This is a genomic window from Streptomyces sp. 4N124 (assembly GCF_052245395.1).
In the GTDB taxonomy this organism is placed as follows: Bacteria; Actinomycetota; Actinomycetes; order Streptomycetales; family Streptomycetaceae; genus Streptomyces.
On record NZ_JBQQBS010000092.1, the window covers coordinates 1 to 25,790 of the forward strand.

The following is a 25,790-nucleotide window of genomic DNA, read 5'->3' on the forward strand; positions in this document are numbered from 1 at the left end:
ACATCCTGCACTGGTCGACATGGCGCCGACGACGCCAACACCAAGCCCGTATCAGCCACTACAAACGACGCGGACACAGCCCCTGAAAACTGCCCAGCAATCAGAACAAGCACCGTTGCAGTACTAGGTTCTGTCCGGTGGATCACTGGGTGAGTGGTGTCGTCCTGCTGACCTTTCGTGTAATACCACCGGCGCTGGTCTAGTGCTCACGCCTGGTACAGGTCGATGTGGTTGCCGCCGGGATCCTGCACGGTCGACGACCGTGGCTTCCACGGCCTGTCGACCGGTGCGCCGATCTCCACGGCGCCAGCGGCGAGCGCACGCGCATGCGCGGCGTCGATGTCCTCGACGCCCAGGCCGAATTTGGCTGGCCCGCCGGGCCACGGGTGTGATTCGGGGCTGGCCACCGTCAAGAGGAAGAAGTCGTCGTCAGGGTACGTGCCGAACTGGAACGAGCTGATCTCCTGGTGGTAGGCGGCGTCGAAGGCGTCGCGGTAGAACGCGACCGACGCAGGCAGGTCATCGGCCACGATGGTGACCTGGCTAATTCGGCGGGTCTTCACGGGTAGCCCCTTCTCCATGTAGCGATCGACAGTCTCGATGAGCTTCGTCAGCGAGTCGGCTCTGGCTTGCAGGCGTTCACGGTGCTCGGCAAGCACAGTGCCGACGCCGTGTTCGCCAACCGCGCGCATGGCATCGACGGGAACCTGGATGCGGCGCAACGTCGCGTACAGGCGCGCCTCGTCAACCTGGTCAGGCCGGTACCGTCGGTATCCGGTGTCGGGGTCGACGTAGGCGGGTTTCAGTAGCCCGACATCGTCGTAATGCCGCAACGCGGTGATCGACAGACCGGTGACCAGCGAAAAACTCCCGATGCTCAGCACGGGACCATTTTGCGAGTCTCGGGTCGCCCGAGAGTCAAACAAGCAACGTCGCACATCTCAATCAGTGATCCGCCAGACAGAACCTAGGCAGCCAGGACGGGGACGGCCGCCGTCCTGTGCTGTTTCAGGGGCGGTGCGGCCTGGTTGCGGCGGGCGGCGAAGACGTACAGGCGCAGGACGGCGAAGCGGGCGGTGCCGGCCAGGCCGGAGGCGCTGAGGTAGACGATCTGCTCGGTCATAAGTCCGGGGGAGGGCTGCACCAGATGCAGGGCGTACACGGCGATGCTGGTCGCCAGGTAGGCGGCGAGGGCCGAGCCCGCCGACTGCCAGTGCTCGCGCCAGCCGGCGCCGCGTCCTTGGGTGAAGGTGTAGCGGGCGTGGAGTTCGGTGCACAGCAGGGTGGAGGCGGCGGTGATGACCGCGTTCGAGACCGCCCAGGGCAGGGCCCCGGCCAGCAGCGGCACCGCGAAGCTGGAGAGGACTCCGACGCCGCCGCCGAAGAGCACGAACCGCAGGAACGAGGCGAGGGGGCCGGGGCCGGCCGGCGTCGCCGGCCCGGGCCTGTGTGCGAGTGGCGACGTCATGGGCGCGCTCCTTTCTGGCGGGGCGTCAGGGGCTTTTACGGGCCTACAGGCTGCGGGCGGTGATGTCGCCGTGCTGGGTGGTGGCGTGGAGGGTGAGACCGGCGGCGGCGCCGTCGGTGTTGCGCAGCGCGTTGTCGATGCGGCCGTAGGCGCTGTGGGCGTTGAGGGCGGCGGAGGTCGTGCGGGCGGCGCCGACGGCGATGTCGCCGGACTGAGTGGCGAGCGTGACCGTGCCGTGGACGGCCTCGGTGATGTGCAGGTCGCCCTTGTGGGTGCTGATCTCGGCGGGGCCGCCCAGGCGGCCGAGGACGATGTCGCCGGCGAGGAGGGTGAGGCGGGCGCTCGCCATCTCGTCGAGCCTGACGGTGCCGTGCGCGCCCTCGAAGGTGACGTCGCCGAGGCGTCCGGCGCTGCGGAACTCGGCGTCGGCCGCCTTCGCCTCGACGCGGGAGCCGGTAGGCAGCTGGATGGTCACCTCGAGGGAGCCGGACGGCCCGAGGACCCGGTTCTTCGCCGCCGCGGTCTCGATCCGCAGGACGCCGTCGCCGAAGGTGACCTCGGTCTGCTCCGCGGCCTTGATGTCGCGGCTCTTGGCGGCGTCGGCGGGCAGGACCTCGACGGTGGTGTCGGTGCGGTCGGCCGCGACGAGGCGGATGCGCCCGGCGGGGATGTCGAGGACGACGGAGATGGGGGCGGAGGTGGCGTACTGCTTCATGGTGTGACCCTTCGGCTCGTCGTTTCTGATGAAGGAAACGCTACGTTGCATTCAATAATCTAGCAACAGAATCGTTGCGAATATTCACCATCGATGCAGGTGGAAGCCAAGAAATCGTTGCAACAACCCTGGATCTAATGCAACAGCACCTGCTTCATTCATTGCAATGAATGGGAGTGAACGCTATGCCGGACCCCGGGGCCGGCCCGGCGGTGCGGGCGTTCCGTCAGGGCGCGGGAGCGGATGCACTGTTTGTCCTCGGCGCGGATGCGGGCGCCCTGACGCAGCCCGAGTATGCGCTGCTCGCGGCGCAGCCTGTGCCAGCCGCCGAGGCGGTCTTCATCCAGCTCGCCCTCGGTGGCGGTGCCGCGCACGGCCCGGCCCGGTTCCGCACCGTGGGTGCAGAACCGGAAGCAGCACCGGCTGGTCAGTTGCTCGATGTCGCTGAAGGGCGCGGTCGATGCCCTCGTCGGCGTCCCACACGGCCAGGCCGCGCATGCCGGGGGTGTCGACGAGCAGGCCCCCGTCGGGCAGCGGGACGCGTTCGCGGTGGGTGGTGGTGTGGCGGCCCTCGAAGTCGCCGCGCACCTCCTGTGCGACTTGCCGACGCCGGACAGCCCGACGGGTACTTTGCGCCCCATCCCCTGGATCAGGTTGGAGAGCGTGTGACGCCAACTCAGCCCACTAGCACTCCGGTGAGCAGATGGCTCCCGAGTTGGGTGAGCGTGTGGTGCATGTGGTGACGTTCTCGTTCGGTCAGCGGCGCGTTGTCGAGGTCCTTCCGCTTCTTGGCGGTGCGCTGATCTGCTCGGGGAACTCGCTGGCCAGGCCCCGGTACCCCTCGTCGACGTCAGCCTTCACCGTGGGATGCTGCCGGAGCTGGTCAGCGATCCAGATTCCCGGCCATCTGCCGGATCGTACGGAACCCCGTCCCATCCCCGCGGACAGATCCACGGAACCGGCGACCACAGACGTCAGACGATCTTGACGCAGGATAACCGCCCCCGACCAGTACGAGCACGAGATTACTCACCCACACTAGCCCTGCGACCAGCTACTTCAGGTTGGTGGATCTTCACAGGGTGCGGCCCTGCTGGTCACTGATCGTGGTGGTCTTGATCGTGTTTTGCCTGCGCTTGCCGGAGATGAAGGCCCGGCGCCCGGGACAGTGCGCCTTCGGGCGGCGGACCTGGGTCTCGGTGCCGTCGATTCGCAATGTGACGTTCTCGGCCGCCGCATAGGCGAACACGTCCGCCATAGTCCACAGCCGAATACCAGGCCGGTCAGGCGCCGCGAACCCACGCTCGGCAAGCAGCGGGCGCATCTCGCCGATGGTGGAGGAGCCCACCTTGTAGATTACGGCCAGTGCCTCGTGAGACAGGCCAGTTCGCAAGTGGACAAGGGTCGCCAAGACGCGGTCGATGAAGACCAGTTCGTACTTCGGTCCCGCTCCGCCCGCCCTGCCGGCGCCGAGTGACTCGGCGCCGTTCGTGCCGAACGGACTCACAACGCGCTTCCCAGCGTGGCGCGAGTTCTTCGATCAACTCGCCGAGATGCTGGCGCGAGAGGCCGCAGAAGGCAGGATGCGACATGGCCATGTGGGCATGCTTGATGTTCACACCACAAGAACCCCCGCAGCTGATGCCGTGTCACGGCCTGCCAGTGGAGAGACCTCAGACCCGCTCCAGGGGCCGATGTGGCCCGCTGGGAAGCTCCGTTTTGATCGTGTCGCCCGGCCGCACCGCGCCGCCCTCCTTCACGATGCTCATGATTCCGGCCTTGCGGACGATATTCCCGGCCTCATCGCGGCCGACAACCTGCTTCAGCAGCCCGTCCTGGAAGTTGTCGATCTGCAGGCAGGGATTGCGCAGGCCGGTTACCTCCAGCACTGCATCGTCGCCGATGCGCAGCAGCGTACCGACCGGCAGGCCGAGCAGATCGATGTCGCGGGTGGTGATGTTCTCGCCGAGGTCACCGGGCACCACCTTGAATCCCTGTGCACTGACCTCGGCGAAGAGCTCTTCATGGATGAGGTGGACCTGGCGCAGGTTCGGCTGGGTGGGGTCCTGCGCAACCCGCGAGCGGTGCCTGACCGTCACGCCGGCATGTACGTCACCCTCGACGCCGAGCCCGGCGAGAAGCGTGATGCTGTCCCGGTTCGGCTTGGTGAACGAGTACTCGCCGTTGCTGCTGACTGCCGTCACGATCCCGCTCATCCTCGGAGCCCCCTCGTCAGTGACAATGATCAGCCACGACCCTAACCCTCGGGCCTCAGGGTGCAGCAGCCACGGTCAATCGCAGGTGAGGCCGTAAGGCGGCAACCCGCCAAGTCACATGACCTATCGGACAGGCCCTAGAACGGTAGGACAAGCTCAGGCTCTGCTGGCACAGGACAGCCACACTGTCCTGTGCCAGCGATTCCTGAGCGTGCGCCATCGAAGGTGAAAGGTCCGCACCCGCACCCGAGCGAATCAGGGTCATTCGGGCTATTCGGTCACCTGATCAGGCGATCGCCCCGGCGACCAACTCGCCGATCAAGGGCATCCGCGATTGCCTATCGGTACATCCGTCGGTTCGCTCAAGGAGCGAAGCATTCCGACTGTCCTCACCAGGGCTTGATCTGCCGTTAGAGACAAGCTTTACCGGCTGTTGGGTAATAGCGTGCCCGGCGGTGAAGCCCACTGCGACACACGAGATCGCTCCTTGACGGCACGCCTGTCGTGCCCCTGCGACGCCGACGAGGACACCCTCCTCAACGGAAAGGGCATCAGCGTGCCCAAGCAAGGAAAAGTCGTCGACCTGTCCGACAGCCCGCAGGCCAAGCCCAACGCCTACTACACCGGCCTGGGCCAGGAACTGCACGTGGCCAACCCCCGCTTCCTGGGCCCGCACGTCACCGGCGAGTGGCTCCGGGTAGAAAGCAACCCCAGCCTGGACGGCTGGGCGGTCACCAGCGGCAACATCGACATCTTCAGCTCCGCGTTCGCCAGGACGGGCAACATGTCCCAGGCCGTCAACTTCAACGGCAACCAGGCCGGCGAGATCCAGCAGGAACTCCTGACCACCCCCGGCTGTCGCGTGACCGTCAAGATGCGGGCCGGCCACAACAACGGCGGAGACTTCAACAAGGACGCCAAGTTCTGGATCCAGGTCAACGGCGAGGCTTCCACCCGCGTCACCTACAACCTCGGCGCCCTCAAAACGCTCGTCGACGACCCCTACAAGGAGAACTACTGGCACGAGGTCACTTACGAGTTCACTGCTGAAGGCCACGACGTCCTACAGCTCCATGGCGACCCCGACAGCGCCGACTACGCCGCCATCGCCACCGAGATCCGCGCCTATGAGCGCCGGATCTGAAGTAACGCCTGCCACCAGGTAGGCGGCTAGAGGCGGCAGCCTCAACGACGCGCGCGGGATCAGGGGCCGAGGCTGTGGTGGCCACGGCCCCGTGTGCAGTCCCGATACGGTTGTTAGCCGTTGGAAGAGGCTGGAAAGAGGATCTCTTTCCAGCCTCTCCGCCTTCATAGCCACGTGGTCCCGTCGGGAGATGTTTGCGTAGTTCACTGGCGCTCACCTCGCTCGCTGCGAGCACGGAAAACTACTCGTCGGCGGAGGGGCCGTAGGGGATGCTGCACGCGTGATTGAGCGAGAAGCCGCGGTTCGCATCGTCGAGGAAGAGCTGGACCGCGAGTACCAGAGGTGGTCGGCTCGTGGCGTGGACTTGACGCGCGTGACTGTGGTGGATGTCGAGGAGCACGAGTTGGTGTGGATCGTCTACTGGCAGTCCGAGGAGTTCGTGCGCACGCGGAACCGCGGTGCCATGCTGGCCGGCAATGGACCATATCTGGTCGACCGCGTCGACGGAGGGCTGCACCAGATCGGAGTCGTCTCCGCATTGGGCGGGGAGTGGGAGGCGGACTACCGTGCTCGCATCCGCGGGCTGGCCATCCGGACCGCAGTACACGATCTACACGATGAGATACGCGAAGTCGCCGCCACGCGCGGGCGTATGCATGCCGTGCGCGCCCTACGGCAGAGGCTGCCGGTGCTATCCCCGGCGCAGGCCCTCGAGTATGTGAGCGCGTTACTCAACGGCGATGCCCCAGCCCACCTCGTGTCGGTCGCCGTCGAGCAACTCGTTGAACCCATCAACCCGGTGCTCGCCGTGCAGACCATCCGGCGGGGAAACCCCAGCCAGCCGACGTGACTCGCGAGGGTTGACTTCTCCATTGGGAAGCCACTGCGGCCTCGACGTCGTCACGGAGCTGCGTGTAGGCAGCGTCTGCCCTGCGGCCAGGTGGCATGGAGGACGGCCGACATGACCCGTTGCGCGGTGAGGTGGCGGTGGCGCTTTGTTCGCGCGGCGGCTGGCTGGGCGTCACGACGTGACGTCCACCAGGACCTTGCCGACGGCACCGCTCTCCACCGCCCGGTGCGCGTCGGCGGTGCGGTCGAGCGGAAAGCGGACCAGCGGCAGGCCGTGCTCCTCGCCGACCGGCAGGGCGCCGGCGCGGATCGCGGCGACGACGTCCTCGGCGGCCGCGGCGCGCGCCTCCGGTCCGGCCGTGTAGAGCACCAGGAACTGGAAGCGGGTGTTCAGCGCCATGTTCTGCATCACGTCCAGTTCGACCGGCTTGCCACCGTCGTTGGCGTAGGTCGAGATCGTGCCGCGTGTCCGCAGCACGGCCAGGTCCAGTGCGAGGTTCGCGCCGAGCGCCACCTCGGCGACGATGTCGACGCCGTCCGGGGCGATCTTGCGGATCTCGGCGACCGGGTCTCCCTCGCGATAGTTGATCACGTGGTGGGCCCCGGCGGCGGTGGCCAGCCGGGCCTTCTCCGGGCCGCTGATCGTGCTGATCACGGTGGCGCCGGCCCACCGGGCGAGCTGGATCACCGCGTGCCCGACCGCCCCGGCCCCGCCCGCGGCGAGCACCACCATGCCGTCGAGCGCCCCGGGACCGGTTGATTGACCCGGCCCACCGGACGAGAGGTCCGGGCGCACTCAGTGCTTCACAGAGACAGACGTCGGCCAGCGCAAAGTTCTCCACCCCCATGGGTCCCAGCGAGAGCATCAACGGGCCATGCGCCGCTCTGAACTGCATAGATACCCAGAAAAGAATCTTCGGAGTTCGTCGCAGAGAAGCTTGCTGACACGACTGTCTCGCGGCCAGAGCGGCGCGGGCGACACCCCGCGGGTGGCGGTCACACGGTGCCGGGTGCAGGGGTGCTGTCCGGTCCTGGGCCGCGGGTGCGGCCGGCGGTGCTCGGTCGGGGCGGCCTGCTGACGGGTGTCTGGGTGAGGCGGGCGCGTTGGGGATCGACGTAGCGGCGCGCGGTGTTGATGAAGTGCAGCCGTGCTGCTTCCATGCGGTCCCTCGCCTCCCCCCAGACATGCTCATTCGATGCGGTCTGTCGGATGAACTGGTCGCTGCATTCCCAGAACACTTCGTCGACGCGCGCGGCGGCATCGACTACTGCGGGACTGCCGACCAGCCAGATGGTGCCCAGCGCGACGTTCCAGGCCACCCAGTCCACGGGATCACCGTGTTTCCAGGCGCGGCGCAGCGCGAGCTGGATCCGGGTGGACTCGGCGACGATCGCCGAGCAGGCGGCGATCTGCTGGTCGCGTGCCCAGTGCATGCGGTTGCTGCGGCTGCTGAGCACTGTGCCGGTCACCACGCCGATCAGCGTGGCGGCCACCCCGCCCACAGTGGTGACGGTGATCCCCCAGTCCAGTGACATCCAACTCCCCCTTGCGGCTGTCGTATTGGACGACTCTGCCCGCCGTTCTTGTGGGGGTATGCGGAGGAGTCTGCGCAACGGCGGCCTTTCGGCCACCCCACGGTGGAGGTCAGCCGATAACACGGCGGCGGGCCACGGGCTGCCGGAGAGAAGGGTGAGCACTGCCGCAGAGACGGCAACATGGACGGCCAGTAGGAGGATCACGGCCGCGCGCAGGCTGACCAGCGGCTCCTGGGTGCGGTCGCATGCGGGGTTCATGGCGCTCCGAGGCGGCCAGCGTGCCCACTCGTGGCCGAGGTGCCGCTGCCGCCCACTCCGAGCGGCCCGCCGGACAACGCGCTCGGCCACGCCGCCATGGTCGCGTCCCTCGGGCTGCTGCGGCTGTGGCAGTGGTGGTTCCAGGAGCATTACGACTGCTTCGACGAGACGTACGGGACATCGCTGCCTCCACGGCCCGGCGGTGCGCCCTGGACTGCTACCACCCTGCTACCATGATGGTGTGACTTCCACGAAGAAGCAGACACAGGTCCGGCTGGACGAGGACGTCCTCGCGGCCGGCAAGGCCGCCGCGCACGCCCGTCGGCTCGACTTCAACAAGTACGTGGAGCGCCTCATCATCGAGGACACCACGGGCGCCCGCGCCGCTGGCATGGCGGCCGCCCAGCGCCTCATCGACGAGCACGGCACATTCCTCGACGATCTGGAGCGGCAGCTCGACGCCCCGTACGCCGACCCGCAGTCGGGCGCCGCCGCGTGATCCTGCACGTCGACGAATCCTGGATCCTCGAAGTAGCGGAACGGGCCGGCCACCACGACCCCAGCGTCGACGACTACGGCGTCCCCATCGCTGCCGTCGCCCGCCACCGCGGCGAACTCCTCGACACCCCTGTCTACGACGGCGCCTACGCCCGCGCCGCCGCCCTGGTGCACACCCTGGGCCGCTGCCGCTGGCTGGAGCGCTCCAACCTCACCGTCGCCTGCGCCGTCGCCGTTATGTACCTCGAGGCCAGCAACATCCCCGTCAACCCCACCCGCGAACAACTCACTGCGCTCGCCCACGAGCTGAACAACCCGCGCTGCACTGCAGGCCGGATCACCTCCTTCCTGCGCACCTGGAAACCTTGATCCCGATCCGGGTGGTGATCGCCTCAGGCCACCGCGGCTCAGTGGGCCGGGGGAGAGTGGTGGCGTCGCTCGCGCTGATTGCCCGGCACGGCGCCGCCAGAGGCCTCGTGACGTCAGTCAGGCCGCGCGTCAGCACTCCCCGCGCCACGTGACTCCCGTGATCACGACGCCTGGGGAGACATTGCCGCTGTACGTGCCGGGGCCGGGGTTGTAGTAGACGCAGAACTTGTCCTGCAGCCCCTGCCAGTCGTAGTGGATGTCGACGTGGTCGTAACCGGGGGACGGGTAGCCGTTGTTGAAGAACGACTGGTAGTACGCCCACCCGCTCCAGTTCCCCGCGGTCCTGACCACCATGGGGCCTGTGCGGTCCGGACCCTGCCAGGCACAGAAATAGCCCCGGGGGCAGCCCGGCGGGTCCGGTTCGGCCGAGGCGCTGGGCGCGGAGGCGAAGACCGCCGCGAAGGCGGCGGAGGCGGCGGCGATGCTCACGGTACGAACGCGCATGACTGGTCCTCGAAACCTAACCTCTTGCCGTGGTCGGTGGTGGTCGTGCCGTGCGGCCGGGTGGGGGAGGCGGGCGGCCTGCGTCGGCATGTCCGCCTCCCCGGTCCGCACGTGCGGTGATGCATATGGCACCGCGGTGTTTCCGCTGTGTCCTGTGGCGGTGTCGACCGCCTGGGCGGACTGTCGTTGTGTGTCAGCAGTCCCCGACGTAGTGGGCGAAGTCGATGTCGTCGGTACTGCCGAGGTTGGTCTCACCCGGTCCGACGCATTGGTAGCGTTCGGTCGTGGTCCAGTCCAGATCGATCTCGATGATGATGCGATTGGTGCCGCAGTGGCCGTAGTAGGCGGTGCCCCCCGCCTCGTAGTAGCCGCATGCCATGGCGGAGACGTCTCCCGCGGGCGCGGCCTGGGCGGTTGAGGTGAGCGCCGTGCCGACGAGGGCAGCGGCGCTGAGGACGGCCGCGGCGATGCGCAGCGGACTGCTGACTTTCTTACCCATGAAACTCCTTGACGACTGGTCCAACGGAACGATGTCCAGCTGGTGATGCTCTTCTCCCGTGGCGAGCACCGGTGTCGAGGCCGGGGCACGGGGTGCCGGAGGAACACGTGCGACATGCGAGATGCCCGGCAGACAGTGCCTGTTGCCGTCGTGCGGACATTGGGAGGACATCGCCCGTGTCCGCCGGTTCCTCCGGCGCTTCGGGCGACATCAGAAGGATGCAGGAGGGCGCCATGGTTGTCAGCGGGTTCGATCATGGAGATTCCTCGCCACACGATAAGGAGGACGTTATGGCGCCAGGCAGGGGGGCCAGAACGAGACTTGTGGGCGTCGCGGAACCCAGCGTTCACCAGTTACGGCTGTTTCTGACGCTGGGCGAGGAGCTGCACTTCGGCCGCGCCGCGGCGCGCGTGTTCATCTCCCAGTCCGCTCTCAGCCAGCAGATCCGCGACCTGGAGAGGCGGCTGGAGGTGCAGCTCTTCCGCCGTACCAGTCGCACGGTCGAACTCACCACGGCCGGAGAGGCGCTGATTCCCGAAGCCCGGAAGGCCGTCGCGGGCATCGACCGGCTCCGCCGTGTCGCCGGTGCGCAGTCCCGTCAGCTCTCCGCCAGGCTCACTGTGGGAACCATCGGGGCCGAGGCCGCTATGCCGCACACGCGGGCCGTCCTGCGGATTCTGAAGGAACGGCAACCCGGGATGGAGATCCAGGTGGTCACTCCGAACTTCGTCGACCACATCGATGCACTCTTCCGTCAGGAAGTCGATGTGGTCTTCCTGCGCCCGCCCGTTCCGGACGGTATAGAGACCCATCACCTGGCCTCCGAACCACGGGTGGCCTGCCTGCCCGCCGACGACCCCCTGGCGGCCCTGCCGCGGGTCGCGCTGGAGCAGCTCGCCGACCGTCCCGTGGTCCGCATGCCACAGCGATTACCGCGGGTGTGGCGGGACTTCTGGGCGGTGGACCCACGCCCCGACGGCAGCCCCGTGAAGTACGGGCCGGTCGTCCCCGACATGGAAGCGCTGCTCCACACCGTGGCCGCCGGCGAGGCCATGTGCTTCCTCCCCGCCGCCGCCCGTGACTTCTTCCCCCGCCCCGGCGTCCGGTACGTGGACGTCGCCGGACTGGCCCCGTCCGCCTCGTCGTTGGCCTGGCTCGCCGCCCGCCGTAACGCGCCCACGATCACCGCCGCCCGGCACGCCGCCCGTACGTACTCCCAGCACCCTGGTCACTGACCCGCCGCACACTCCGGTGCTCCGGGACAGGGCACCCTGAAGGCGGCACTGGCCGGGCCGGCACCGCCCCGTTGTCAGTGCCCGCGTCTAGCGTTGTGCCGTCCGGACGGCACAACGGCGGAGGCGGACAGTCGGCGTATGGCAGGTGAGCCCGACGGGGAGCGAGGATGGGAGCAAGGGCGGCCTGACCTGGCCGCCCGGCTTCAAGTCAAGGGGGAAGACACTCATGCGTACGGTTGCTCGTCTGTCCGCCGGCCTGCTGGCCGCCGTGGCACTCACCATGGGCTTCGTATCCGGCGCCTCCGCAGCCGAGCCCGGCCGCACCGCACCCACCAAGCCGCTGCCCTGGGAAGCCTCCCATCTCCCCACCGGAGCCGGAGAGTTCACCACCCTCTGCTCCGGCGGCTGCCCACAGTAGCGCTGGCGCTGGCTGCCGTGAGGGCGCCGCCGGGCCCGGCCGGGAAGCCGGGCCCGCGCTCAGAGGGTTGCGGCGGAACTCCCAAGTCAGCAGATGGGTTTCCGGTCAGCGCAGTGTGATCAAGACAGAGGTACGCCTGCCACACACCCGCATCCCCGGCACCGGACCGATGTGTACAGTCCGGTTCGGTCTTGCGATCCCGGGGCTCCCCACCACGCGTTGAGTCACGGACGGAACCGCCACCGCCCTTCAGATATGACATCCACCTTGCCATCCCTGACGCGAACGGCCGTCTCGTCGTCGATGAAGTAGATCGGGAAGTCCGCCCGCGCAGTGATGCGGTCAGCCCAGGCGTCGTCCCGCTCGGGGAAATCCGGCGAGTACAGGTGGGGCTTGAGATACCAGTCGAAGAGGCCGAACGGCGGCTCCACGGTCGTCGCGCCGAGCACGTGGAGGTCCGTGGTGTCCCCGATGACGTCGGCGGAGTGTGCGGTGAGATTCCGGCTGAAGATCATTGATCCGGCGCTCACCCCCACATAGACCCGGTTCTCCAGCGCCTCCAGGAAGCCGTCGGCCAGGCCGTTGCCGGTGATGCTGCGCGCGAGGTGGTAGTGGCTGCCGCCCTCGACATAGATGACGTCGGCGTGGAGCAGCCGGTCGAGCACCATCTGCCGGGGCAGGCCGTTCAGCTCCAGGACGTCGAACTCCCGCCAGCCGAGCCGGTGCAGCCGGTTCATGTCCTCGACGAACCACCCGTGGTCCCCGGGCTCGGCGACTGATGCTGTGGGAACGAACACGACGTTCGCCGATCCGAACGGCTTTCCCAGCATGTCCCGCAGCGCATCCCGCAGTGTCTCGTTGCGCAGGCCACTCGCCGTCAACAGAAAGTCCATCGGGCGAGCCAAGCACGGCTGACGGGCACGCGCAACGAACCCAGGATCCACCCATACCGTCATGGCACGGCCGCATCAGGAACTGGACCGCGGCGAGCTCCGTGACGCCGAGCACTGGATCTGCCAGGCCCTCAGCCTCAATAGCAGCATCGGCTTCTCCCAGCGGAACCTGGCTGGCACTCCATCGAAGCTTCTATATCCCGTCAACCCCAATCGCCGCAGCGGCGCTGTTGAGGTGGCGATAGAAGCGTCGGGCGAGGTATCGCTTGAGGCAGCGGCGGATCTCGCGGTCTGTCTTGCCCTCGGTGCGTCGTTGGTCGGCGTAGGCGCGGGTTTGAGGGTGATGCACCATGCGGACCATGGCGATGACGTTCAGGGCGCGGTTGAGACGCCTGTCGCCGCCGCGGTTGAGCCGGTGGCGGGTGGTGTTGCCCGAGGAGGCGGGGAGCGGGCTCACTCCGGCGAGGGCGGCGAACGCGGCCTCGTTGCGGATCCGCCCTGGGTGAGACCAGGCGACCAAGATGGTGGCAACGGTGACGGGGCCGATACCAATTTCCTCAAGCAGCTCGGCGGCAGGGCTGGCGCCGACCAGCTCGCCTATCTGGTTCATGTTGTCCGTGATCTCTGCGTCGAGGACGAGGATCCTCTTGGCAAGGCGGACTGCCTCGGTGCGGGCCGTCGCGGTGGCGAGGTCTTCCTCGCGGGGGCGCCAACGAGCGATCTCGCCAACCTTCTTGGCACCGAGGGAACGTCTGGCATCGATGCCGAGGTCAGAGGTGCGCACGAGGGCGGTCAAGGCGTTCACAGCCCTGGTTCGCTCGCCGGTGAGCCCGTCCCGAGCAGTGAGGAGGACCTGCGCTGCCGCCCGGATCCCCTCATCCATCCGCGGGTTGCGCAGCTGTTCTTCGGGGAGGGGAAGCACGGCGGCGGCTATGCGACGGGCATCGATTGGGTCGGACTTGCCGACTCCGCGGCGCCCACCGCGGCCCATGCGGGCGGCTTCGGCCACCTGGTAGCCGGCGAGTGCGCTCTGGCGGGCGATCTGGGCTCCGTAGCTGCCGATGCCTTCGATCACCCAGAGGGCGCCAAGGTCCCCGCCCGTGCGGCGTCCGACCCAGCTGATCGCACGAGCCCTGCCGGCGTGGGTGTTGGGGAATGTCTCCGTGTCCAGGTGCTCACCGTTCGCGGCGAGGACGGCGTAGGTGTGGGTTTTGGCGTGGGTGTCGACGCCGATGACGAACGAATGCGCGTGGGCGACAATGGTGTTCACGCGATCGGGATTCCTCTCCGGGAGACGGTGATCACGGTCGCTGCGGACCGACGCCGTGCCCGGGAGAGGTCACTTCGAGGCAGAACTGTGATGGGCCACGGCCCCTTGGGGGTCGGGCAGGCTTCTTATCAGGCCACCGAGGTGGGCCGGGTCGGCGCCGGCCGTCCGCCGCTGTTGGACAGTTCATTAGCAAGGCACCTTTGGGGCCATTGTTGTCACGAGTCACGACAGCGACGAGGCGACCGACGCCAACCCTGCCAGCCGGTCCCGGACCAGCCAGGTAGAGACTCACAGTTGTCAGGCCTTGTACGCCTCCGGATGGGCCGTGAGGCAGGCGCGTCCGTAGTGCAGGAGCCATCCGCCACGGGTCGGGTGGCTGGTGGCGCCGGCTAGCCCGATGACGGGGTCGGTGAGAGCGGCTTGGAGGTCTTCGGGGTGGGGGTCGGAGTCCCAGTGGAGGGTGCACTGGTCGCTTTCGACGGACAGGCGGCGGTGGTGGGCGTGTCCGCGGTCGGGCCGGTCGGTGAGGTCGTTGAACCATGTGCCGATGTCCCAGCCGGCGTCTGGGGCGTGGGTGCAGAGCCGTATGGTCAGCGCGGCGAGCAGGGTCTCGGTGTCGGCGGTGAGGTGGGGGAGCGCGTTGAGGGTGGTGTGTTCCTCGTCGCTGACTGGGATGTTGCTTGTCCAGAGGCGGGAGTAGTTGCTGTCTGGATCAGTCGGGCCTTGCAGGCGGCCGTGGTGGTCTCCGGTCACGGTCATGGTGGCGCCGGTGGGCAGGTGACGCAGGCGCCATCCCTCGTCGTATGAGCTCTCCACCCGCAGCCCGGGCAGCCCGATCTGCGGGAGCCTGTCGCGTCCGACCAGCCAGCAGGCCACGTTGTAGGGGGCCCGTGCGGTGATCACCAGGTCGTCGTAGCGGGGGGAGATGACCAGGGTGTAGCGGGTGATATCGGCAAGGCTGACGTGGCGTGGCCACAGGCTGGAGGGACCGTGGTTGAACATGCCCAGGGCCAGCAGCGCGCGCAGCCGCCGCTGAGCAGCGGTGCAGACGTCGAGGCCCAAGCCGATGCCCGTGGCGGGAGCGTTGTGGCGGTGGCGGGCGATGCCGGGGGCGGCGAGGGAGGGAGTCTCCCTGGTGTAGGAGGCGCGGAGGCGGGCGGCCTGACGGCGCAACGAGGCGGGCACGGTGATTCCTTCGTCGCCGCCCGGTCGGCTGGATCACCACGCGATGCGCGTCTGGAAGGTCAACAAGGGCGCGAAGTGGGTGCCCCACACCCTCTGTCGGTGCCGCGAAGCATCCGGGACAGCTCCGACACACGGTCCAGTCCTTCGCAGACCGGTGCCCGGACGCTACCGCCGCGCGGCGCTGGTATCTGCCCGGGACACGCACTGCATGCCACTGGCCACCCACCCCGACGATGATGTTGATGGTCCTGCCCCCCTCAACAGGCCGGGCCGAGATGAGCGACCGAGCGGTTGCCGCAGCCCCGGGTGGCTACCAGCGGTCTGTGATGGTCTTCGCGGCCTGTTCGACGCCGGGGTCGAGTGGGGAGACAGCCACCACGTCTGCATGGTCTCTGCGGCGTGTGTGCGTGGCCAGGTCGTGGTCGCCGACGTGGACGTGCCCCAGGAGCGGGATGCGGGCGGCGGCCATGTTGGCTTCGACCGCGTGGACGAAGCCGGGTTCGGGCTCGGCAGCGGGCAGTCTGCGGCTGCCGGTGATCATGCCGAGGAATGCGGACGGGCGGTGGTACAGGAAAGTGAGGTGCCGCTCGCGCAGCAGCGCGGCATTCTGCTCGGGGGTGAGCGGATGTTCTTGGCGTTCTTCCGGTACCGCGCCGTGGGTGAGGGTCTCGGCAACGGGGGTGCCGTTGCTTGGCGGCGAGCACGATGAAGTGGTCCACGAGCTCGCGTTGCGGCCAGGTTGGGCGGCCCATGAGTACCACGGTGTCGAAGTGGCGGCGTCCCAACTGCAGTGCGTCGCGAAGCGGGTTGTCGTCACGTGTGAAGACCCTGGGGTCGGCGGCGCGCTGCTGGTGCCCGTGTGCGGGGTTTGGGGGAGGGGGCGCCGTGCGGTCCCCTCTTGGGTGGTTCTTCAGCACAGGGGACCGCACGGTGGTGCGGCGTCGAGTGGCGCCCCAGGTTTCCATGATGCGGCATGCGCGGCCGGGCGTGGGCAGAAGTGACGTTTCACCCTCAAAGGGTTGAAATATCTGTCGTTCTTGCCGTGGGGTGAGGGTGGCGGGGGGTAGCGGGGCCTGGCTCGTTCCTCGCATTGTTCCGTAAGTCCATGATCACGTGGCGGGGTGCGGGGCGGGCGCGTAATGCTGGCGTCGCCTTCCTGACGGCGCTTCAGCACCGCTGTCGGGGAGGGCTGTTGATGTGCATCCCGCTCACAGAAATCCGATGCGATGTCGAGTAAGAAGGTGGTGACCGTTGTCGTTCTGGTGGCGGTCCTCACGTGGAGCACGGTGATGACCGTGCTGGGACAGGTCGCGGCCGTGGCCGCTCTGCTCCCGTCCTTGGGCCTGCTCGTGCAGCAGATCGTTCAGGCCCTGACCGCGCCCGACGGGTCCGGGCCTCCCGCAGGGCCCGCCGCCGCAGGCGGCGGACAGGAGCCGCCCCGATGATCTGGTCCCCCGACGCCGGCGAGCCGCCCCCGCCGGATGCCTACGGCAAGCGGGGCCGCAAGCCGGCCCCGATCTCCGAGGATGCGGGTCTGTCGCACCGGGCCTGGCTCGAGCCGGTCCGTGGCTTCCTCTTTGCCAGTGGCCTGACCTTGGGCGACCTGGTCGACCGCTCCGGCTATTCCAAGACCCGTATCAGCGAACTGCTGCGCGGCAACGGCTACTACCCTGCCTGGGAGATCACTTTCAGTGTGATCCGCGCGTTGGGGCTGCCTGTGCAGCCGATGCGCCGGCTGTGGAGCGCGGCGGCACGCGAGGCGGAGAAGCCGCCCGGCTGGATCGCACAGTGCATCGAGCAGGTCGCTGTGCAGCCGGAGGCCCCGCCGATAGCCCACCAGGCGTTCACCGAGGCGGTGGCCGACGCCTACACCGCCTACGCGCGCGCCTTCCTGCTCACCGAGCACCGCGCCCGCTGGGTGGTGGCGGAGACCTTCGACATCCTGTGGCTGTGCTGGAGTCAGGCCGCCACCAGCGAGAACATCAACCGCTACGCCTGGCACCTGCTGCGCTCACGCGTCATGGCGCGCGCCCACCGTTTCCCCGACGGCGCCCCCGACCTGCGCACTGCGGTCTTCTCCACCGCCGAGGTCCACGACACGTCGCCCGACCACCTGGTCGTCTTGAGCGAACTTGTCGATCTCTTCGATGCGATCGGCCGGCTCCCGCACGACCAGATGGACGTGGCGGTGCTGCGCTACCTGTGCGAGATGCCCGCCCACCAGATCCCCGACATCCTCGGCCTGAGCCCCGCCATCGCCCGCGCCGTGGACCACCACGCCCGCGCCGCCCTCGAATGCCTGCTCAGCCCACCCAGCACCCGGGAGTGAACCCAGCCGCCATGACCCCCGTCGACGCCCTCCTCGCCCGCGCCCGCCTCCACCACCACCCCCGCGTCCCCGCCGACACCGTCGCCTACGAAGACTCCCCCTACCTCGATCCCGACCCCGAACAAGCCCCGCTGCCCGAGGACGCGGCCGGCGACAACGCCGCCACCCGGCATCTTGATGACCTCTGCGAAATCGTCGTCACCACCGTCGCCCCCGGCGCGCTGGAGTTCCTCACCGACCAGCTCCCCGAACCCCCCGGCGCCTGGCTGCTGGGCTGCGCACTCCACCTCGCCGGCGTCGACGACGGGGCACGGTTTTGGTGGCAGTACGCCGCCGGCGCCGGAAACACCCCCGCCGCCTACTGCCTCTCCCTGCACCACCACGCCCGCGGCGAGGCCCACGCTGCCGCCTTCTGGTACGACCAGACCGGCCTTGACGCGGCCGCCGACTCCGACCCCCTCACCGTCACCGGAGTCCCGCCCCTGCACCACTTCACCTTCGACGCCAGCGTCCACACCGTCCTGCGCATACTCAGTCACCTCACCGCCCCCGGCGAGCGCCGCCGCACCCACCGCGCCGACGCCATCACCAACTACGTCGCCCAAGCCGTCACCCGTGGCCAGCGCCGCCACCCAGGCGTCGAAATCCCCGTCCCCGAGCCCCGCTTCGCCGACCGCGTCACCTTCATCCTCGACGCCACTCCGCCCTGGACCCGCCGCGCCGCCCCCGTCTTCAACCCCGCCCTGCCCAGCCGGAGAGAGCACCACCGCACCGCCGGCATCCGCGCCCGCGATGCCGCTGTGGAAGGCGCCAAGGGATGAGGCCAGCAGCACACCAAAAGCCGCTGTGGTGGCGGATGGATACGGTGAAGGTGCCTGGTGCCGGTGGTGCTTCTAGGCTGAGAGGGCTCGGGGCGTACTGCGGAGGTCTGCCATGCCCCGGACGATCTGGTCAGGTGCGATCAGCTTCGGTCTGGTGACTTCTCTGAACTGCCGGCGATAGCGCGTCAGTGGTTGGTAAACCAATGGCGTCTCCATGGACGAGCCTCATAGCTTGTGCCCTCGTGACCGATGATCCGAAGATGCCCCCGAATCGACACGACCTCGGGCGAGTGTTCAATGAGGTGCCGGAGCTGTACGACCGGGTCCGGCCGGGATACCCCGATGAGCTGTTCGCGGACCTTGGCGCCGTCACCGGGATGGGCGAAAGGTCGTCGGTGTTGGAGGTGGGCTGCGGTACCGGTCAAGCCACGCGCTCGCTGGCAGCGCTCGGATGCTCGGTGACCGCAGTTGAGCCGGGCGCGGACATGGCCGCACTCGCTCGCCACCGAATCGCCTCCTTCGGCAACGCCGAAGTCGAGACGTCGACGTTTGAGGAGTGGGACGACCGCGGTCGGCGCTTCGATGTTCTTGTGGCCGCGTCATCGTGGCACTGGGTCGACCCGTCGATCGGCTGGCGGCGAGCGCACGACGTGCTCTCTCCCGGGGGTTGGATGGCGCTGCTCGGCCACGTCGTTGTCCGCAGGCCGGGAGAGCCGGAAGCGTATGCCGAGACCGCCGATCTCCACGAGCGGTTCTGTCCCGGGAACCCCGACTGGGGTCATCCGCCGCTGGAGGAGGATGTGCGCACCACCGACGAGGGTTGGGGCCTGGTCGATGATCCCGGAGGATTGTTCGGCCCGACGATCGTGCGGTGGTACCCGACGGTCCAGTGGTTCGACGGAGTCGGTTTTGCCGATCACCTTCGCTCGTTGTCGCTGTATCGAAGGCTCGACCTGGATGTCCGTGAGCCTCTGCTCGAGGCCATCGCCGAGCGCATCCGCACGCGGATGGGCGATCGAGCATCGCGCCGTTATCTGAGCGTCCTTCGTGTCGGACAGCGCGCCGAGTGAGGCCGGGGCCTCATTTCTGAACTACTGGCCGCGGCCTGGTCAGCGGCTGGAGAGGGGTCTTCCGCTGGGCTGGATCGGGTCGAAGGAGTGAGCACCTGACGCAGCCTTCTCTGAACTTTGGGGCAGTTGCGTCCCAAGCCTCTGACCTGCAGCTCTCTGAAACCGAATCGGTGATGCCAGAGGAATCACAGCGAGATGTTTCCCGAGAGCGAGAGCAGCTCCGCCTGCCGCCTCAGTACTGTGACTTAGCATGACCGACACCGAGATCGAGATCACCGCAGACCTGGTGCGCGACCTGCTGCAGGAGCAACATCCAGACCTTGCAGGGCTGGCCATCCGCGAGGTGGCGGGCGGCTGGGGCAACCAAATGTGGCGTCTCGGGGACGAGTTGGCCGTGCGCATGGCAAGCCCAGGAGCCCGTTGACGAGATCCCCGCTATAGCCACCGCCTACCGAACAACCCGAGCCGAGCTCCGCCAGCAGTGTCCCGACGGCTACACCGGCCAGTTCCCCGCCGACATCGACCGCATGCTGCTCTACCTGCTGCGCTTCCTGGACCTACGGCTGAACGAAACTCAGAAGTTCGGCGGCGACGCCCGCAAGTACCTCCGACAGCTCAAGAAAGACGAAGACAAGCCACTCGAGAAGGAACTCGGCCGGGACCTGCGCGACTTCCTACGCGGGCAAGGCCTGCGCGTCGACCTGGAAGTCAGCAACGTAGGAGCCGGCCGCGTCGACATCGCCTGGCGCCCTCACGACGAACTCATCACCCTCGAACTCAAACGGGACTGGAAGACCCCCACCTGGGACGCCTACGCCAACGCCTTCCTGGACCAGGCCATCTCCTACCAGGTCAACGGGCCGCCCGTGAACTTCCTCGTCGTCCTCGACCTCACCGACAAACCCAAGGGCCTGGCCTCGGTGCCAGCCTGCGTCCACGTCCGCACCGTCCCCGGTCCCGCTGGCGACTCCCGCCCCCGCACCGTGATCATGCTGCGCATCCAGGGCAACAAGCGTGACCCATACGGTCTGTAGGCTCCGTTGTTCCCTCGATCGCAGTGGCTCTGCTGATGCTGTCATGCTGCCCAGTCGAGCCCGAGGGCGGCGAGCACAGAGAGCTTGGCTGCGATGAGCTTGGCGCGCCGGGACTTCGTGTTCGACAGCCACACGCCGAGCTTCACATCGGTGCCGTCTTCCCGCCGCTCCACGTGGAGTAATTGTCAATACCTGTGGATCAGTTGCCTCGATTGCGTCATGAGGGCGGTGGGACGTTCGGCGAGTGTGACGACCAGGGCGGCGCCGATGCCATGCCGGCGGAGCTTCGAGGTGTGCCCCCGAAGGCCGCTGCTCCTCATGGTCGGGACGTGGTTCCGCTCACGAACGCATGAGGCAGAACTCGTTGCCGTCGGGATCCTGCATCGTGATCCAGTCCTCACGCTCAGCTTGAACCGTTGCCCCCAGCGCACACAGCCGATCGACCTCTGCGGCCGCATCGGTCGCGCTCAGGTCGAGATGAACCCGGTTCTTGACCCGCTTGCCCTCCGGTACCAGTTGGAAGAAGAGGCGGGGCAGCCTGCCGTCGGTGTGGACGAGCAGGACCGTGGGGTCGTCCTCCGGGTCGTTGATGCCCATGGAACGCAGCCGAGCCAGCTCCTCCTCGTCGTACGGCGCAAATCTCGTAGCCGTCCAGGGCCTGCGCCCAGAACCGGGCAGCCGAAGCCGGGTGAGGGCTGTCGAAGACGGTGTCCTTGATGGATGCCACAGGACTCCCTTCAGGAACGGACGAACCGACCCGCGGCAACGCCGACCTACTCGATACCAGTCAATCGATCACTCGGGAAGGTACGACCTTCGCGAGTGCCCTCCCGAGCCGATCCACAGGTAATGAGCGTTGCTCCCGCAGAGAGAGGCAGGGAGGCCGGGGGCAGGCAGGGACGGTCAAGAGCTTGGTGAGGATCCGTCAGCTCTTTGCGCGGCAGCCACCCGGGCGACCGACCCCGGACGCGGGACGGGTCCCGGCGACCCTGAGTTACGTTCCTCGCTCGACGGGCTGATCTCGTGGACAGCCGCCTCAACAGCAAAGGACTGGCCGGGGATGACGAACCGTCCGCGTGTCGAGATCGTCGGTGTGATGCTCGGGTTGTCGGCGATGACGCTGACTGATCCGTTTGTTCATTCATGGTGGCCGGGCATGTTGATCGCTGTGAGCGTTGCCGCCCTCGGCGCCTTCGTCGTTGGGCATGCTGTCAATAACCTGCCTCTTGTTCCGGCTGCTCGGCTCGCCACCGTCACGACGGTCATTATCTACAGCGGCGGGATTGTTGCCGCCGTCATCGCATGGCCCCGAGCGAATACCGGCCAAGAAGTCGCCATAGTCCTGGCTGGCTATGTGATGTTGCGTCTCATCGGTGCGACGGTGGATCGGCTGACGTCGTGGGTGAACATCTCCTTGATCGCATCGTTCGTCGGGACCGCGGTCGGTCTGAGTACGATTCCCTTGGTGCTGGTGGCCCATCCGGACCTGTCCGTATGGGCCGTCCTGGGCATCGGGGCCGGAGTCGGCTACATGGAAGGCGTCATCACCGGGTTCGCACTGCGGACGGGGAGCACGTCGGCGCGATGAACTACGAGATGACGTGTGGCGACTGTGGGGCGCGCCCGGCGCGCTACATGACCTTCACCAGGTTCCGCTGTATCGGATTCACTTTCTACCGGGACACGGTGGCAGCCACCTTGTGCCGGACATGCGGCATCGCCGAGTTCCGGGAGGCGGCTGCCACCACTCTTCTGGGGATGTGGTGGTCCGTCTGGTCTCCGCTTGTCGCACCGGTTGTGCTGCTCTACATCGTTCTGCGCTACTGGCGGTTGCGTCTGTTCACCCGGGCACCGCAAGGCGGAGAACGACGCAGCTCGGCCTATGGCAGGCCACTGCTCACCCGGGTCCCTCTGATGTTGCTTGTCTGCGCATGGGGTGTGGCGTACAGCTCCGCCATGTTTGGGTGGCCCATCTCAGACTTCTGGTTCCAGGCACGTTGAAGATCCACCATCTTGAAGTTGATCGCGTATCTGCCTTCGACTGAGATATAGGCGGGTTCTGGGTGTGGCTGGCGGCTGCCACCCGTGCCGCAGCGATGGGGGAGCAATAGTCAATAGTTGTGGATCGATTGGTTGTCTCATCGAAGGGTGGCGGTTGGTTTCTCCCGCTCGGGGCGGAGCGCTACCTCGCTGCCGATGGGGGTGAATCCGCAGGCGAGAAAGGCGCGCAGGGAGCGGGCGTTGCCCGGTGAGACGGCGGCGAAGACTGGTTCGCCTTCGGGGACCAGCGAGAGGGCGTCGGTGAGCAGGGACCGTCCGTGGCCGTGGCTGTCGTTGTGGGAGTGGTGGAGTTCGATGCTCAACTCTCGTCGGCCTGCCAGGCCGTCGGCCAGGGTGATGAGGCCGCGTTCGTCACCATGAATCGTGACGTTGCTCCGCAGTTCCCGGGCGTGGCGCACGCGCGGGTGATCGTCTGCGTCGGCGAGCGGCTGCAGGCGCGGTGAGCCGCCGGTGCCGCGGGCGGTGAGCGTGGCGTCGGTGACGCCGATCCAACCATTGCCGCCGGCTAGGTGGCGCAAGAAATCCGGGGAGAGTGACGCGCCAAAACCGTCCGGCTTCTGGTCGTGGACGGCCCCGTCTGTCAGGGCGGTGGCGACGACTGCGTGGCCAGTGAAGGCGACCGAGCACTCAAGCCCTGCGGGCAGGGGCGGCAGGACGGTCACCCGGCCGTCGACGGGCGGAAACCGACCGTCGGCCGCGTCGAGGAAGAACGTCAGGAGCGGGTGCGGTTCACCCATGATCGGTCACCCGTCCATCGAGGAGAGGTCTGGCAGGAAACATGTCAGGCAGATCCTATGGACCGGTCGTGGTGGATCACGCCGCGTGGGCCTCGGAGCGTTCGACGAGGACGCCGCTTTCGAACGTGGCGCCGACGCGGACCAGGGCGACGAGGTTGGCTCCGGTGACCGCGCGCCAGCGGGCCTGGGCGGACTCGACGAGCTTGAACACCATCGCCAGGGCAGCGGGTGACCTTGGTGCGAAGCTTGACCGTGGAGAAGGTCGACTCGATGGGGTTCGTGGTCCGCAGGTGGATCCAGTGCTCGGCCGGGAAGCCGTAGAACGCCAGGAGCTCTTCTGCGTCGTCGGTGATCTTCGTGACGGCCTTGGGCCACTTCGCGCTGTAGGTCTTCGCGAACGCCTCGATCGCCTTCTCGGCGTGAGTGCGGTCCTCGGCGTTGTAGATCTCCTGCATCGCCTTCGTTGCGCCCGGCTGTGCGGACTTCGGCAGGGCGTTCGTGACATTGCGGGCCTTGTGGACCCAACACCGCTGGTGGCGGGCCGCGGGGAACACCTCGGCGAGGGCCTTCCACAGGCCCATCGCGCCGTCGCCGACGACCAGCTCGGGGTCGCGCATGCCGCGCCGGCGGCAGTCGCGCAGCAGGTCGGCCCACGACTCGGTGGACTCACGCAGCCCTTCAGCCAGCGCGATCAGCTCCTTGGTGCCGTCCAGGCGCACTCCCATCAGCACCAGGACGCAGGAGTGTGTCTGCCCGAGCCGGATCTTGGGGTGAACCCCGTCCGCCCACACGTACACGTAGTCGGACTCGGCGAGGTCCCGCTGCTGGAAGGCGGCGTGGTCGTCGCTCCACTGCTTCGTCAGCCGGGTCACGGTGGCCGGCGACAGGCCGGCCGCCGAGCCGAGGAACTGCTCCAGCGCGGGCACGAAGTCCCCTGAGGACAGCCCGTGCAGGTAGAGCAGCGGCAGCACCTCGCTGACCTTGGGCGACTTGCGACACCACGGCGGAAGGATCTTCGAGGAGAACCGCATCCGCTCTCCGGTGGCTGTTTCCACCCGCTTGTCGTTCACACGCGGGGCCGTGACCTCGACCGGTCCGTGGTCACGGTGCGGGGCCGGTGGTGGCCGTTGCGGACTACCAGGCGGCGCCCGGCCCCGTCCGTCTGGACCGCCAACTCGGCTATGTACTGGTTGACTTCAGCCTCCAGCGCGGCGGCGAGCATCCGCCGGGCGCCCTCGCGGACGATCTCGTCGATCAGGGAACCGGACTCGGTAGAACCGTCGGCATTCACTACGCTGAGAAGCTGTGTCACATCTCCTTTCCGCAGGTCGCGGCGCCATGAAGTGCTGTGGTGATCCCGCTTGCCGTTCGGTTGGGCGTCGATGGTCGCCGTTCCGAACGGCAGCGGCAGCGTGCTGGTCTTCATTCCTCCGTTCGGCCTATTTCTGAGCGCCGTCGGGGTTCTAGCGCGAAGCATGCTGTCCACTGGGGAGGGCGGATGGCGTGTGCTGTGGTCCTGCTTGAACCTTTGTCAAGGAGGGGCGCTGTGAGCGGGATTCAGGAGACGGGCGGCGACGGAGGAACTCCCGAAGGGATCCAAGCCGTGATTGGGAAGCGCCTGGATGGCGTGGCCAAGGTCTTGGCCGGCGCTCTGGTCACTGTCGCGGGGGTCATGACCGCACTTGGGCTCAGCAGCGATCTCGTGTTCGTTGCACTCAACAACGACTCAGGGCCCATTTACGTGTCCTCCCTCTGCGCCATCCTCGCCATCGTGTGCAGCATCGTGGCTCTGCTCCTCCACCCCACGCGGCGCGGCAATCTGTGGGAGACCGCTGTGCTCGTGCTCGGGGTGGTTTTCTACATGGCGGCTTTGAGCGTGGCGGTAGTCGGCGCGGCCGAGGCCGCTGGGGGCAATGGACGGCCGACGATCACCGACGTCAAAATCGACGGCCCTAGGTCCAATCTGAAAGTGAGTTTCAACGTTCATGCTGACGGCGTCCAAGCCTGGGGAACCATCGAGGTGGCTGTAACCGCTGTACAGGCGGACTTGGATACGCCCGTCCAAGAAGGCGTCGATGCCTACTCGAGTGAACTCAGACCTAACGACAAGGGAGTGGTCGAGCAACGGGTCAGCATGGTGATGTCACCTCCGTCACAGGCAGCGGGCATCAGCATCATGGCCCTCAACGCCGTCGATGGAACCGAGGACGAGTGCGCGCAGCGCACACAACGAGGACCGACGTGCACAAGGTTCCGGATCTCGACAGACACATAATGAGCCGACGGCGACCCCTGGGCAATCCGCCCAAACGGTGCTGAACGCCACGTCAGGACCCTGCCCGGTTGTCATGCAGGGCTCAGACACAGCTTCTGAGGCTGCCGGAGCGGGCCGCGGTTCCCCGGAATATGGAGGCGGCTCCGGCCCGTCGTCTTCCCCCGTGGCGACGGGCCGGAGCCGCGCATTTCACCGGGCGAGCGTGACTTCGACGTTGATGTTCGGGCATGTGCTGAGGATGCCGGTGATCGCGGCCCGTTCGGTGGGGTCGACTGCGAGTGTCGGTAACGGCTGAATCGTGGACCACGGGCAGCAGATGAAAAGTGGACCTCGTGTTCTCAGTTGATGTTGGTCATTCCCCGGTGTTGGCGGCGGGAACCCGTCCGAGGTCGCGGCCGCGCATGCG

Annotated in this window: 32 protein-coding genes and 3 pseudogenes; 16 read left to right on the top strand and 19 right to left on the bottom strand. The window is 67.5% G+C overall.

Annotated features, from left to right (window positions below):
* Positions 1–206: 206 nt before the first annotated feature.
* The 6 genes from ACTWQO_RS45620 to ACTWQO_RS45645 all read right to left on the bottom strand — a co-directional run bounded on the left by ACTWQO_RS45620 (position 207) and on the right by ACTWQO_RS45645 (position 4,399).
* On the bottom strand, positions 207–884 hold the full coding sequence (locus ACTWQO_RS45620; protein WP_443243300.1) for a VOC family protein: 678 nt from the start codon (positions 882–884) through the stop codon (positions 207–209).
* A gap of 83 nt (positions 885–967) precedes the next feature.
* Positions 968–1,468: a hypothetical protein gene (locus ACTWQO_RS45625; RefSeq protein WP_443243301.1), complete on the bottom strand. Its 501-nt coding sequence runs from the start codon at positions 1,466–1,468 to the stop codon at positions 968–970.
* Between the two features lie 43 nt (positions 1,469–1,511).
* Positions 1,512–2,183, bottom strand: coding sequence for a DUF4097 family beta strand repeat-containing protein (locus ACTWQO_RS45630; protein WP_443243302.1), 672 nt, complete (start codon positions 2,181–2,183; stop codon positions 1,512–1,514).
* Positions 2,184–2,522: 339 nt separating this feature from the next.
* Positions 2,523–2,771, bottom strand: a complete 249-nt coding sequence (rsgA, locus tag ACTWQO_RS45635; RefSeq protein WP_443243303.1) for a GTPase RsgA — start codon at positions 2,769–2,771, stop codon at positions 2,523–2,525.
* A 487-nt stretch (positions 2,772–3,258) separates the two neighbouring features.
* Positions 3,259–3,690 carry a transposase family protein gene (locus tag ACTWQO_RS45640; RefSeq protein WP_443243304.1) on the bottom strand — a complete coding sequence of 144 codons (432 nt, stop codon included), beginning with the start codon at positions 3,688–3,690 and terminating at the stop codon, positions 3,259–3,261.
* Between the two features lie 166 nt (positions 3,691–3,856).
* A complete protein-coding gene (locus tag ACTWQO_RS45645) occupies positions 3,857–4,399 on the bottom strand; it encodes an MOSC domain-containing protein (protein WP_443243305.1) in 543 nt (180 codons plus the stop codon).
* A gap of 487 nt (positions 4,400–4,886) precedes the next feature.
* Between ACTWQO_RS45645 and ACTWQO_RS45650 the strand changes: the two genes are divergently transcribed.
* Positions 4,887–5,543, top strand: a complete 657-nt coding sequence (locus ACTWQO_RS45650; protein WP_443243306.1) for a hypothetical protein — start codon at positions 4,887–4,889, stop codon at positions 5,541–5,543.
* 280 nt (positions 5,544–5,823) lie between these two features.
* Positions 5,824–6,393, top strand: a complete 570-nt coding sequence (locus tag ACTWQO_RS45655; RefSeq protein ID WP_443243307.1) for a YrhB domain-containing protein — start codon at positions 5,824–5,826, stop codon at positions 6,391–6,393.
* A gap of 171 nt (positions 6,394–6,564) precedes the next feature.
* Here the strand turns inward: ACTWQO_RS45655 and ACTWQO_RS45660 are convergent, their stop codons facing one another.
* A complete protein-coding gene (locus ACTWQO_RS45660) occupies positions 6,565–7,125 on the bottom strand; it encodes a zinc-binding dehydrogenase (protein ID WP_443243308.1) in 561 nt (186 codons plus the stop codon).
* 263 nt (positions 7,126–7,388) lie between these two features.
* The gene (locus ACTWQO_RS45665) at positions 7,389–7,928 is read right to left on the bottom strand and encodes a hypothetical protein (protein ID WP_443243309.1); all 540 of its coding nucleotides are present in this window, start codon (positions 7,926–7,928) and stop codon (positions 7,389–7,391) included.
* A 288-nt stretch (positions 7,929–8,216) separates the two neighbouring features.
* On the opposite strand from ACTWQO_RS45665, the gene ACTWQO_RS45670 reads away from it, so the two are divergent.
* The 3 genes from ACTWQO_RS45670 to ACTWQO_RS45680 are packed head-to-tail and all read left to right on the top strand — an operon-like array spanning position 8,217 to position 9,053.
* Positions 8,217–8,423, top strand: coding sequence for a hypothetical protein (locus ACTWQO_RS45670; protein ID WP_443243310.1), 207 nt, complete (start codon positions 8,217–8,219; stop codon positions 8,421–8,423).
* Positions 8,424–8,427: 4 nt separating this feature from the next.
* Positions 8,428–8,685, top strand: coding sequence for a hypothetical protein (locus tag ACTWQO_RS45675; protein ID WP_307841093.1), 258 nt, complete (start codon positions 8,428–8,430; stop codon positions 8,683–8,685).
* On the top strand, positions 8,682–9,053 hold the full coding sequence (locus ACTWQO_RS45680; protein ID WP_328499688.1) for a fic family toxin-antitoxin system, toxin component: 372 nt from the start codon (positions 8,682–8,684) through the stop codon (positions 9,051–9,053). Before ACTWQO_RS45675 ends, ACTWQO_RS45680 begins: the two co-directional genes overlap by 4 nt.
* 129 nt (positions 9,054–9,182) lie before the next feature.
* Here the strand turns inward: ACTWQO_RS45680 and ACTWQO_RS45685 are convergent, their stop codons facing one another.
* Positions 9,183–9,557, bottom strand: coding sequence for a peptidase inhibitor family I36 protein (locus ACTWQO_RS45685; RefSeq protein WP_443243311.1), 375 nt, complete (start codon positions 9,555–9,557; stop codon positions 9,183–9,185).
* 193 nt (positions 9,558–9,750) lie between these two features.
* Positions 9,751–10,056, bottom strand: a complete 306-nt coding sequence (locus ACTWQO_RS45690; protein ID WP_443243312.1) for a DUF6355 family natural product biosynthesis protein — start codon at positions 10,054–10,056, stop codon at positions 9,751–9,753.
* Positions 10,057–10,346: 290 nt separating this feature from the next.
* Between ACTWQO_RS45690 and ACTWQO_RS45695 the strand changes: the two genes are divergently transcribed.
* Positions 10,347–11,291, top strand: coding sequence for a LysR family transcriptional regulator (locus ACTWQO_RS45695; RefSeq protein WP_443243313.1), 945 nt, complete (start codon positions 10,347–10,349; stop codon positions 11,289–11,291).
* Positions 11,292–11,517: 226 nt separating this feature from the next.
* The gene (locus tag ACTWQO_RS45700) at positions 11,518–11,709 is read left to right on the top strand and encodes a hypothetical protein (protein WP_443243314.1); all 192 of its coding nucleotides are present in this window, start codon (positions 11,518–11,520) and stop codon (positions 11,707–11,709) included.
* Between the two features lie 224 nt (positions 11,710–11,933).
* On the opposite strand, the gene ACTWQO_RS45705 is transcribed toward ACTWQO_RS45700, so the two are convergent.
* The 4 genes from ACTWQO_RS45705 to ACTWQO_RS45720 form a co-directional block, all read right to left on the bottom strand.
* The gene (locus tag ACTWQO_RS45705) at positions 11,934–12,602 is read right to left on the bottom strand and encodes a peptidase E (protein ID WP_443243315.1); all 669 of its coding nucleotides are present in this window, start codon (positions 12,600–12,602) and stop codon (positions 11,934–11,936) included.
* Positions 12,603–12,795: 193 nt separating this feature from the next.
* Entirely contained in the window at positions 12,796–13,872 is a 1,077-nt protein-coding gene (locus tag ACTWQO_RS45710) for an IS110 family transposase (RefSeq protein WP_443243316.1), read from the bottom strand.
* Positions 13,873–14,169: 297 nt separating this feature from the next.
* Complete coding sequence (locus ACTWQO_RS45715) at positions 14,170–15,057, bottom strand: hypothetical protein (RefSeq protein ID WP_443243317.1); 888 nt, start codon at positions 15,055–15,057, stop codon at positions 14,170–14,172.
* 310 nt (positions 15,058–15,367) lie between these two features.
* Positions 15,368–15,874: a hypothetical protein gene (locus tag ACTWQO_RS45720; protein ID WP_443243318.1), complete on the bottom strand. Its 507-nt coding sequence runs from the start codon at positions 15,872–15,874 to the stop codon at positions 15,368–15,370.
* 409 nt (positions 15,875–16,283) lie between these two features.
* On the opposite strand from ACTWQO_RS45720, the gene ACTWQO_RS45725 reads away from it, so the two are divergent.
* From ACTWQO_RS45725 to ACTWQO_RS45750, 6 genes and pseudogenes are all read left to right on the top strand, one after another.
* Entirely contained in the window at positions 16,284–16,502 is a 219-nt protein-coding gene (locus tag ACTWQO_RS45725) for a hypothetical protein (RefSeq protein WP_443243319.1), read from the top strand.
* A complete protein-coding gene (locus ACTWQO_RS45730; protein ID WP_443243320.1) occupies positions 16,499–17,386 on the top strand; it encodes an XRE family transcriptional regulator in 888 nt (295 codons plus the stop codon). Before ACTWQO_RS45725 ends, ACTWQO_RS45730 begins: the two co-directional genes overlap by 4 nt.
* 11 nt (positions 17,387–17,397) lie before the next feature.
* Entirely contained in the window at positions 17,398–18,207 is an 810-nt protein-coding gene (locus tag ACTWQO_RS45735; protein ID WP_443243321.1) for a hypothetical protein, read from the top strand.
* A 242-nt stretch (positions 18,208–18,449) separates the two neighbouring features.
* Positions 18,450–19,277, top strand: coding sequence for a class I SAM-dependent methyltransferase (locus ACTWQO_RS45740; protein WP_443243322.1), 828 nt, complete (start codon positions 18,450–18,452; stop codon positions 19,275–19,277).
* 250 nt (positions 19,278–19,527) lie between these two features.
* A pseudogene (locus tag ACTWQO_RS45745) lies at positions 19,528–19,680 on the top strand (phosphotransferase); the annotation flags it as partial.
* Between the two features lie 124 nt (positions 19,681–19,804).
* Positions 19,805–20,311, top strand: coding sequence for a hypothetical protein (locus ACTWQO_RS45750; protein ID WP_443243323.1), 507 nt, complete (start codon positions 19,805–19,807; stop codon positions 20,309–20,311).
* Positions 20,312–20,352: 41 nt separating this feature from the next.
* On the opposite strand, the gene ACTWQO_RS45755 is transcribed toward ACTWQO_RS45750, so the two are convergent.
* Positions 20,353–20,484, bottom strand: a complete 132-nt coding sequence (locus ACTWQO_RS45755; RefSeq protein ID WP_443243324.1) for a hypothetical protein — start codon at positions 20,482–20,484, stop codon at positions 20,353–20,355.
* Positions 20,485–20,650: 166 nt separating this feature from the next.
* Positions 20,651–20,908: a VOC family protein gene (locus tag ACTWQO_RS45760; RefSeq protein ID WP_443243325.1), complete on the bottom strand. Its 258-nt coding sequence runs from the start codon at positions 20,906–20,908 to the stop codon at positions 20,651–20,653.
* Positions 20,909–21,371: 463 nt separating this feature from the next.
* On the opposite strand from ACTWQO_RS45760, the gene ACTWQO_RS45765 reads away from it, so the two are divergent.
* Positions 21,372–21,899, top strand: a complete 528-nt coding sequence (locus ACTWQO_RS45765) for a hypothetical protein (RefSeq protein WP_443243326.1) — start codon at positions 21,372–21,374, stop codon at positions 21,897–21,899.
* Positions 21,896–22,312 carry a hypothetical protein gene (locus ACTWQO_RS45770; protein WP_443243327.1) on the top strand — a complete coding sequence of 139 codons (417 nt, stop codon included), beginning with the start codon at positions 21,896–21,898 and terminating at the stop codon, positions 22,310–22,312. The genes ACTWQO_RS45765 and ACTWQO_RS45770 overlap by 4 nt, the downstream gene beginning before the upstream one ends.
* A 137-nt stretch (positions 22,313–22,449) precedes the next feature.
* On the opposite strand, the gene ACTWQO_RS45775 is transcribed toward ACTWQO_RS45770, so the two are convergent.
* A complete protein-coding gene (locus ACTWQO_RS45775; RefSeq protein ID WP_443243328.1) occupies positions 22,450–23,109 on the bottom strand; it encodes a hypothetical protein in 660 nt (219 codons plus the stop codon).
* A 76-nt stretch (positions 23,110–23,185) separates the two neighbouring features.
* Positions 23,186–24,421, bottom strand: a pseudogene (locus ACTWQO_RS45780) (IS256 family transposase).
* A 234-nt stretch (positions 24,422–24,655) separates the two neighbouring features.
* Here ACTWQO_RS45780 and ACTWQO_RS45785 point away from each other — a divergent pair.
* On the top strand, positions 24,656–25,384 hold the full coding sequence (locus ACTWQO_RS45785) for a hypothetical protein (RefSeq protein WP_443243329.1): 729 nt from the start codon (positions 24,656–24,658) through the stop codon (positions 25,382–25,384).
* A 189-nt stretch (positions 25,385–25,573) separates the two neighbouring features.
* Here ACTWQO_RS45785 and ACTWQO_RS45790 read toward each other — a convergent pair.
* Positions 25,574–25,790 (bottom strand): annotated as a pseudogene (locus ACTWQO_RS45790) (hypothetical protein); the annotation flags it as partial.